The organism is Streptomyces sp. NPDC029138 (assembly GCF_055564375.1).
Genome location: NZ_JBVHWM010000007.1, coordinates 189,039 through 198,586, shown reverse-complemented (window position 1 = coordinate 198,586; position 9,548 = coordinate 189,039). Strand labels below are relative to the sequence as shown.

The following is a 9,548-nucleotide window of genomic DNA, read 5'->3' as shown; positions in this document are numbered from 1 at the left end:
GAACGCCTGCTCCCACCAAACCAACGCCCCCCCTCCCCCCCCCCTCCCCCCCCCCCCCCCCCCCCCCCCCCCCCCCCCCCCCCCCCCCCCCGCTACCGGTCGCGGTCCGCAGGAAGTCGCGCAGCGGCGAGCGGGAGCCGGCACAGGCGGTCTGGCCCGAGAGGTCATCGGGTGCGAACGCCATGCTCATCAGTGCTCATCTCCGCCTCGCGCCGACTGTCGTGCCGGGGCCGACACTGCCGGGGCAACAGTGGCGGGCGGGGCGTTCATTCCATGGACGGAGACATCACCACGTGCTGAGACATCACCCAGGTGCTGAGACCCACCATGGGCGGAGACATCACCACTGGGCTGAGACATCACAGGGACGAGCAAGGGCCGTCGCGTGCCGGGCGTCAGGACAGGTAGCCCTCCACCTGTGACGCCGGGCGCACCTGTGCCTCCTCGGGGTCCTGGCCGGCGGCGGTGCGGGCCCGGCGCTGCCGGAGCAGGTCCCAGCACTGGTCGAGTTCGGTCTCCAGCCGGGCGAGGCGTGCCTGCTCGGTCGGCTGGTCGATGCTGTGGTCCGCCAGGCGGTCCCGCAGGTCCTTCTCCTGGCTGATCATTTCCGTGATGCGTCCGAGGATCTCCCTCTCGCCCTCGGCGCCTGGTCCCGTCGTCATGCTTCTCTCCCCAAGCCGTGAGCCGTGAGTCGACATCAGTCGATTCATGCATTGAACAGCAGGTTCAACGCATCCGCCACGGTGGGGCGAGCGATGATCGAGCCCCGTCAGGAAGCACAGACGCGCTGGGCCTGGGTGGCCGCCGTGTCGCGTTGCGCCTCGGCGTCCGCGAGGGCTTGCAGCTCGGAACGGTCCGGGTGCCCGCCGTCCGCGATCCTGTCCTGTAGTTCCTTCTTGTACGTCTCGTAGTCGCGGTCTGCCTTCTCGGCCGCCGCCACGGCCCTGGCGCATGCGGCGTCGTCGGTGCCGAACGCGGCGTGGGCGGGCGCGGGGACCGCGAGGAACAGCGCGGCACCGACGGCGATCGCGGGCAGGCGTGTGACATCCATGGTCGACCTCCGTGGAGGGAAATCCGGGGAGAGAAAGCCCAGGTCAGGACGTGAGAACGACCCGGCGGCCGCTGTCGCTGGCGTCCACGCACTCCTGGTACGGGTTCGGGTCGCCCTGACGCTCCTGGCACGTCCAGGTGGTTCCGTCGACGCTGACCGTGGCGGGCGCGCCCGACCTGCTGGACGCTGCCTTGGTGTAGGCGTCGGCGACCTCCAGGGCGCCGGGGCAGGACTCGGCCCGGTCCGCCCAGACCGCAAGCCCGGTGGCCTTGTCCGCGCCGCAGTACGTGACCGACGCCCGGGCGGCGGCGTCCGTACCGGCGAACGCGGTGGCCGGGGTCCAGAGGCACAGCGCGGCGGCCCCCAGCAGGCCGACCGCCGTTCCCGTCATGATCGAGCGCATCGCGTGTGTCTCCTTTGCGGCGATGAACGAGGCCTGGGCATGTCGGGCATGTAAGCCATTTCAGGTATGCACCGATGTGGGGCATGCCGGGTACCCAGCCTCCTCTCGGTACGATCATCCACAGGGACGGGGCGATCGGCACGCCGCCGTCCGCCGGAAGATGCCGGGCCACCGGCAGATGCCGGGCCACACCATGGCGGCGTAGCCGGTGAACACCCGGTGCGAGGCGTCGCCGATCTGCCCACGCCACGTACGCCCGGCCGGGTGGGGGTACCGCCCAGGCGCTCACCCTCGCTCATCCCGGGCCCTCTGAGTCAACTCACCGACGCCGTACCGACGGCCCCCGATGCCCTCCCCCCCACCCGCTCGCCTTCGAGGGGTGGGTACCGGTTCCGGCACGCGGATCTGCCGCTCCGGCGACGGGCTGAACCTCACATCGCGCGACGAGCGCGACCAGCCACGACGTTCTCGCAGACGTTCGACGGCCTGTCTCGGCCCCACGGGTGGAGCGGCTGTCAACACAGCCAACGGAGCGCTTAGCAGGCCCTGCGTGGGTACTGGGTGCGCCACGCCCGGCGGATCGGAACTCTTTATTGCTTCTTTGTCCCTCGGCATTCTGGTGATGTGCCCGGGCCACCAGGGCTCGGTGTTCATCAGGGCTCGGTGTTCATCAACGTTGCGACGGGGGCAGAAGCGATGATCGAAACAGTATTCAGGTCCGAGGACTTACCGGTGGCCGACCGGGTCGACGCGTGGCGGGAGAAGTTGTCCCAGATACACGCGCCCGTGGACCTGGTCTGTCGTCCCGACTCCGACTTCCGCGCGCAGCAGTGCGTCGTCCAACTGGAGAGCGCGCTCGTGTGGTCCTCGGTCTGGTCGCCCCAGACCATCAGGCGGACACCGCGGCTCATCCGTCGTTCCGACCCGGAGATGATCCACCTCTCGCTGATCACCAAGGGCACCGTGGGTTTTTGCATGGGCGGCCCGGACGCCCTGTACGGCCCATACGAGCTGCGTACCAACGACTCCTCCCGCCCCTTCGATATTTTCCTGGGCCCTCAGGGGGAAGGCGTGGACGCCGTGAGCGTCGACGTGCCCCGTGCACGTCTGCCCCTGCCCGCGGATGATCTCGGCCGGGTGATCGGTCACCGGATGACGGGACAGGAGGGCGTCGGGGCCCTGCTGACGGCCTTCCTCACCACCCTGGCGGACAAGCCGCGTTCATACACCGCCGGCGACGCGCCCCGGCTGGAGACGGTCCTGGTCGACCTGCTCGCGGCCGTGTTCGCGAACGCGCTCGACGCCATGGACTGCCTGCCCGCCGAATCGCGGAGGCGGACCCTGACCCTGCGCATCCAGGCGTTCATCCGCGACCACCTGCATGACCCGGACCTGACGCCGGCCGCCATTGCCGCCGCACACCACATCTCGACCAGCCATCTCCACCGGCTGTTCCAGGACCGCGAGACCACCGTGTCCGGCTGGATCCGCCACCTGCGTCTGGAGCGTGCCCGCGAGATGCTCGCCGATCCCGCCCGGCGTGACGTCCCGGTGCATCTCGTCGCCGTGCGCGCGGGCTTCGAGCACCATCCGGTCTTCACGCGCGCGTTCCGCTCGGCCTACGGCATGTCGCCCCGCGACTACCGCCGCCGTGCCCTGCTCGAGGTGACCGGCGAAGGACCCGCAGCCGACTGAGTGGGGACGGATCGTCAAACAACCGTGGACTCGGCGTCAACATCTCCACGCCCGTTGCTCAGAAGATGACATCAGTCGCCCGAGACCGGGCGATCGACATCAACGGGGAGATGTTCATGACCAGGATCGAGTTCGATCACGTCAGGTACGGCTCGACCGAGCCGTGCGTGAAGACGTTCCAGAAGGCCCTCATCGCCGCCGGCTACAAGATCCCGTCGGGCCCCACCGGCAAGTACGGCGACGAGACGAAGAGCGCCTGCGCCAAGTTCCAGCGAGCGCAGGGCTGGTCGGGCAGCGGGGCGGACGGACTGCCGGGCGCGGAGACATTCGCCCGGCTCGGTCTGAAGGACGGGGGCCACCGATCGGGCGGGGTGCCCTCACCCGTGCCCGGCCACGAGGTCACGTACGCATACGGCGTCCGCAACTCGGACTACTCCGTCGGCTACCACACCGGGGACGACTACGCGGCACCCACCGGCACCCCCGTGGTGGCGGTACGGGCGGGCACCATCGCCTGGTCGAACGGCGACGGGGGCGCGTACGGGAACTGGATCTGCCTGCGCGCGGACAACGGCCGAGACTACATCTACTGCCACCTGTCCCAGCGCGCCGTCTCCAAGGGCGACAAGGTGAAGGCGGGCGAGCGGCTCGGCAAGGTCGGGGCGACCGGCAACGTGACGGGTCCACACCTGCACTTCGAGGACCGTCCCCGCGGTGGCGGGTACGGCAACGACCGCAAGCCCTCTTGGTGAGCACGGGCCACCCACGGCACTGACCGCACATTCACCTACCAGGAGGTTTCCATGGCGACACCCCTGTCCGCAGCGAAGCTCCTCGCCGCCCTGCGCGCCGAAGGCGTACGGGTCGTGGAGGTCGGCGACTGGCGCACGCACAACCGCAACCACAAGGGCCCCTGGGGACCCGTCAACGGTGTGATGATCCATCACACCGTGACCTCGGGCACCCAGGAGTCCGTCGCCATCTGCCGGGACGGTTCCAGCTCACTGCCTGGCCCGCTGTGCCATGGCGTCATCGCCAAGGACGGCACCGTCCACCTCGTCGGCCACGGCCGCGCCAACCACGCCGGCGGGGGCGATCCCGAGGTCCTCGAGCGCGTGAAGGCCGAGGACTACGGCACCCGCCCGCCAGAGCCGACGCGCGGCAACGACGACGGCGTGGACGGCAACGTCTGCTTCTACGGCTTCGAATGCGTCAACCGCGGCGACGGCGACGACCCGTGGCCCGCGGCACAACTCAAGGCGATCGAACGCGTCAGCGCCGCGATCTGCCGTGCCCACGGCTGGACCGCTCGCAGCGTGATCGGCCACCTCGAATGGTCCCAGGACAAGATCGACCCGAAGGGCTTCTCCATGCCCGGGATGCGTGACCGCGTCGCGGCCCGCCTGAAGAAGACGCCGAAGCCGGCGCTCGTCACCGGCTGAGTGAGCCCCGCGGTCCGTGGGGGTGCCTCCGTCCGGAGACACCCCCACAGGGGCGTCGTCGGGGCCGACGCCCGAGAAAGACCGTTCGTGAACGCCACCAGCAGCCCCGAGCACCACGAGGCCAGCGCACGCCCGGACCTTCTCGCAGAGGAGCGGCAGATGTTGGCCGAAATAGCCATTGCCGCCCTGTGACCTGCGGCGATGGAGTGGTTGATGAGTCTGCGCCTTACACGGAACAAGGCGCGGAACGAACAAATGTGACTGGGGAGCACGGTGGCCTATGTGATGGAGCTACCGCTCGACGAGGGCGGTGACGGGGCGGCTCGGGTCGTCAAGATCGAGGTCCAGGAAAAGCCGGCAGACGGACTGGTCAAGGTGGCGCGGCCTGGGCAGGTCGTGGCCAGGGCGGCCCGTTCCATGGGAGAGATGCTGTCCGAGCTGCGGCCCATGGCCCGGCAATTGGTGGACACCTTCAGTGAGCCGGTGCGGGGTCCGCAGGAGATCACCGTGGAGTTCGGTCTGTCGCTGTCGGCCGGCGCCGACATCGTGATCAGCAGCAGCACGGCTCAGGCACACTTCACCGTGACCCTCAAATGGGACCGGAGTGAGAACCAGGCGGAGGAAGCGGGTCGCCGGGCTGCCGAACCGGAGGGATGAGGGTGCCGGACAGCGCCACACCGACAGTCCGGGGCGGCCCGACCGCGCTCGACTCGGCAGTCCTGCGTATCACGGACCAGCAGGGAAACTGCTGGGGTGTCGGCTTCCTGGTAGGTGAACAGACCGCTTTGACCTGTGCCCACGTGGTGAGTGCCGCTCTCGGAACGCCCGAGGAGCAACCGCCCACGGCCGCGGCGCGGGTGTTCGTGGACCTGCCGCTACTGTCCGCAGCCGAGCCCGGCCCGGCACCGGCACCGGCACCGGCACCGGCACAGATCGTGCACTTCGCGGCGGGCGACGAAGATGTCGCGGTGCTGCGTCTGGAAGCCGCGATTCCGCGAGGGCGCCCAGTGAGAATGGTCGACGCCGCGGACGTGTGGGGGCACCCGGCCCGGATCTTCGGGTTTCCCCAGGGTCGCCCGGCCGGTGTGTGGCACGCCGGAGTACTCCGTTCCCGCCAGGCCGACGGCTGGATCCAGACCGACCTGGCGTCCGACGGCTACCGCGTCTCCGGGGGATTCAGCGGCAGCCCTGTGTGGGACGAGGACCTGTCCGCGGTCGTGGGCATGGTGGTCGTCGCCGAGTCCGGGGAGCCCGCGGCGAGCTATCTCATCCCGTCCGACGCGCTGCTGCGCACTTGGGAACCGCTGCGGGCCCTGACGTTGCAGCCCTCCCCGTTCCGTGGCCTGGCCCCGTTCCGGGAGGCGGATGCGGCGTCCTTCCACGGGCGGGAGGAGGAGACCAAGGAACTGACCGCCAAGGTCGCCGCCGAACGCCAGGTGTGCCTGGTCGGGCCGTCCGGATCGGGCAAGTCCTCTCTCGTCCTGGCCGGGGTGGTGCCGAGCCTGCGCTCTCGGGGATTCTCCGTGGGCGTGCTGCGTCCCGCCTCCGGCAGCCGGCCGCTGTCGGCGCTGTCGGCCGCGCTGCTGCCCCTCCTGGAGCCCGACCTGTCCGCCGTCGAACGGCTGGACCGGCTTCCCGCCCTGGTGCGCGTCCTCGCCGAGCAGGGCGTCGCGGACACCGTCACCGCCGTATTGGAGCGTCAGGGAACGCACGGCCTGCTGCTCGTCGTCGACCAGTTCGAGGAACTGCTCGTCTCCACTCCCGACCTGGTGGACGAGTTGGCCGACGCCCTCTACACAGCGTCCCTCCCACCGGGCCTGCACGTGCTCACCACCCTCCGCGCCGACTTCCTGGAGAGGGCGCTGACCCACGCGCAGGTGGGCGCCGCCTTCCGTAACCGGCTCTACGCCCTGAGCGCTCCGAGCCCGCAGCAGCTTCGCCAGATCGTCACCGAACCGGTGGACGCCGTACCGGGAGTCGGCTACGAGGCCGGTCTCGTCGAACGCGTGCTCGCCGACGCGGGAGAGGAACCTGGCGCGCTGCCCCTGCTCGGCTTCACCCTGGACCGGCTCTGGCGCAGCCAGGACGGTGGGGTCCTCACCCACGAGTCGTACGAGGCGCTGGGCGGCGTCACGGGCGCGCTGGGACAGCACGCCGAACGTCTGTGGAGCGCGCACGTCCCGGACTCCGCGCTGCCCGCCGCCCGCCGCCTGTTCGCGGCGCTGGTACGCGTGCCCCTCGGCACCAGCGCGATCACACGGCGGACGGCCCTGCGCAGTGAACTGGACACCAAGGCCTGGGACATCGCCCAGCCCCTGGCCGACGCGCGTCTGCTCGTCACCGGGCGCAGCGCCGAGGGCGTCGAGACGGTGGAGGTGGCGCACGAGGCCCTCATCAACGAATGGCGGCGCCTGGCCGACTGGGCCGAGGAGGACCGGGCCTTTCTCGTCTGGCGTGAAACACTGCGCCACGACCGGGAACGCTGGGAGCACGGCGGCAGGGAGCCCGATCTGCTGCCCTCGCGGTCGGCCCTGGAGGCGGCCGAACGCTGGCTGTCCGACCGTGGCCGGTTCCTGACTGACGCCGAGCAGGACTACCTGCGCCGCGGGCAGACTCACCGGCAGGCACGACGCCGCAAACGGCGAGTCCTGACGTCCGCCATCGCGTCCCTCACCGCTCTGGCGGTCCTCCTCGGCGCGCTCTTCGCCTACTACCGCTACGTCAGCGGCCGGCGTGCGGCGGAGTCCACCTCCCGCGTGCTGGCGCAGAGCTCCACCGACCTCGGCACCTCGGATCCGGTGCTCTCCATCATGACGGCGCTGGCGGCCTACAGGACGTCCCCGACCGAGCAGGCCCGCGACGCCCTCCTGCACGCCCGGCTCGCGTACCACCCCGATCAGCGCCTGCTGTCCGGTTCCGACGGCTCCGTCACCGGCGTCGCCGCGAGCAAGGACGGCGAAGTGGTCCTCGTCCGCTCGGGCATCGGCAAACCCACCCTGTACGTACACGCGGCCACGGGAACGGTGAGGAGGGAACGGCTCGACCTGCCGTACCAGGTTGCACTGAGCTTCGTTTCCGCAGACGGACGCCGGGCCGGGTTCTTCACGGAACAGCGGGAACTGGTCTGGTTCGACGTGCGGCGTGACGGCGGCCCCGGCAGCCTGGCCGGCCCGGCGCACCGACTGCCGCCCCGGCTCGGCTCGCCGGCCGGTCTCAGCGACATCAGTGACAACGCCGCGATCTCGAGCGACGGGCGGATCGTCGCGCAGACCGGGGCGGGCTTCACCACTGTCGCCTGGTGGGACCTTCGGAAGGGGACGTCGGGCACGGTCCCGCTGCCTTCCGGCCTGCCGAAGACGACCGCCTTCGACGGCGTCTACATCGGCTCTGACGACCGCAGGCTGCTGACTCACGTCTATGACCGGAACGCCGAGAAGAGCTCGCTGATCGCCATCGACCGGAGCACCCGGCACACGCAGGTCATCCTGCCGCCGACCACGCACTTCAAGGTCTCCGCCGGAGGGAACACGGTCGCGAGCTGCGAATCGTCCAAGAAGCACGGAGGGCGCGCACTCGTCGTACGGAGGACCGACGGGTCAGGTGCGGTACTCCACTCCATGGACCAGGGCCTGGGCAAGGGCGACACCTGCGGGCTGGAAGGCGTCGACGACAGCGGTAGATGGGTGGTGCTGCTGGGATACGACGGTAGCGGCCGTCGCTCTCTGCTGGACTTGAAGACCAATCAGGTCCGCTTCTTCATCAGGAGTCGGGGGGCCGACGCACATACGGTGCACAACGTGGTCTCGGTCCGCGGCGAGCCCGTGCTCCTCGCCTCCGACGACAAGAGCGTGATGCACATCCCGGCTCTGCCGGAGGGCGCTCCGGCGGATCCGCTGACGAAGCCGGCACTCTCCCCTGACGGGAAGTCCATCGTGGGCCTGGCGGACGACGGGAAGCGCATCGAGCGCCGCGCCTCGGACGAGGGCGGCGAACTGCTGGCCGGTGCGGAGCGCCGACCGGGCGACGTCGACAGCGAGGATGTGGCGGTCGCGTTCAGTGCGGACGGGAAGGTGGTGGCCGACCGGGTCGGAAAGAGCACCATCGTGCTGCGCCGGGCCTCGGACCTGCGCCCAGTCCGTACAATCACCGCCATGGATCCGCCTGCCCGTGACCGCTGGTCCAAGGACACGGGTTTCAGCTTCCGCTTCATCGGAGACAGCGTGGTGACGCTGTCCGGCCCGGTGGTGCAGAGGTGGGACCGGAGCACCGGCCGTCGAACGGAGCAGACGGACTTGCGGCGCCTGATCCCCGGTGTCTCCGCCAAAAGCGCCCTCACGTTCACCACGCATCCGAAGCGCGGTCATCTGGCCGTCGTGGTGTGGGGTGACCCGGAAGTCCACATCGTCGACACAGTGGCGGGGCGCGAGGTGAACACGATCGAGACGGGATCGGACACGACGACGATCCAGTTCGACCCGGCCGGAAAGTACTTCGCTCTGCTCCGCAGAGGGGGCAATGTCGAACTCTGGCAGACCAGCCCGCCCCGCAAGAGGATCGGGCCGATCCTCGCCAGTGACCCCTACTACGACACGGGATTTGTCACCCAGTTCCTCCGCGACGGTCGTTTCCTGCTGTTCTCCGGCACCTCGGCGCACTTCTACGACATCGGCGAGGGCAGGTCGAGCGATACCTACACCTTCGGCGTTCCCGTCGATTCCACCACGGGGTACTCCTACATCGATGCCTCCACCGACGGCAGGACGCTGCTGTTCCGTGACGACGAGTTGGGGCAGACCGCCTACCGCACCATTCGGCTCGACGCTGACCTGTGGCAACGTCAGCTGTGCCGCGTGATCGGTTACCGCGAATTCACCGCTGAGGAAAGGCAGAGTCTCGGCGCCGCCGTCCCGGAGGAACCCCTCTGCCACGACGGATGACGCCGTCCGCTCCAGGCCGC

Annotated in this window: 7 protein-coding genes and 1 pseudogene; 5 read left to right on the top strand and 3 right to left on the bottom strand. The window is 69.8% G+C overall.

Going from position 1 to position 9,548, the window contains the following annotated elements:
* Positions 1 to 395: 395 nt before the first annotated feature.
* From ACZ4WH_RS10315 to ACZ4WH_RS10305, 3 genes are all read right to left on the bottom strand, one after another.
* A complete protein-coding gene (locus tag ACZ4WH_RS10315; RefSeq protein ID WP_468178646.1) occupies positions 396 to 662 on the bottom strand; it encodes a DUF2630 family protein in 267 nt (88 codons plus the stop codon).
* Between the two features lie 107 nt (positions 663 to 769).
* Complete coding sequence (locus tag ACZ4WH_RS10310) at positions 770 to 1,051, bottom strand: hypothetical protein (RefSeq protein ID WP_468178644.1); 282 nt, start codon at positions 1,049 to 1,051, stop codon at positions 770 to 772.
* Positions 1,052 to 1,094: 43 nt separating this feature from the next.
* Entirely contained in the window at positions 1,095 to 1,454 is a 360-nt protein-coding gene (locus ACZ4WH_RS10305; RefSeq protein ID WP_468178642.1) for a hypothetical protein, read from the bottom strand.
* Between the two features lie 561 nt (positions 1,455 to 2,015).
* On the opposite strand from ACZ4WH_RS10305, the gene ACZ4WH_RS10300 reads away from it, so the two are divergent.
* From ACZ4WH_RS10300 to ACZ4WH_RS10280, 5 genes and pseudogenes are all read left to right on the top strand, one after another.
* A complete protein-coding gene (locus ACZ4WH_RS10300) occupies positions 2,016 to 3,149 on the top strand; it encodes a helix-turn-helix domain-containing protein (protein ID WP_468178640.1) in 1,134 nt (377 codons plus the stop codon).
* 65 nt (positions 3,150 to 3,214) lie between these two features.
* Positions 3,215 to 3,901, top strand: coding sequence for a peptidoglycan DD-metalloendopeptidase family protein (locus tag ACZ4WH_RS10295; protein WP_468178638.1), 687 nt, complete (start codon positions 3,215 to 3,217; stop codon positions 3,899 to 3,901).
* A gap of 51 nt (positions 3,902 to 3,952) precedes the next feature.
* Positions 3,953 to 4,567: pseudogene (locus ACZ4WH_RS10290) on the top strand (N-acetylmuramoyl-L-alanine amidase); the annotation flags it as partial.
* A gap of 297 nt (positions 4,568 to 4,864) precedes the next feature.
* Complete coding sequence (locus tag ACZ4WH_RS10285) at positions 4,865 to 5,248, top strand: CU044_2847 family protein (protein ID WP_468178636.1); 384 nt, start codon at positions 4,865 to 4,867, stop codon at positions 5,246 to 5,248.
* Complete coding sequence (locus tag ACZ4WH_RS10280) at positions 5,245 to 9,528, top strand: nSTAND1 domain-containing NTPase (RefSeq protein WP_468178634.1); 4,284 nt, start codon at positions 5,245 to 5,247, stop codon at positions 9,526 to 9,528. The genes ACZ4WH_RS10285 and ACZ4WH_RS10280 overlap by 4 nt, the downstream gene beginning before the upstream one ends.
* Positions 9,529 to 9,548 lie beyond the last annotated feature (20 nt).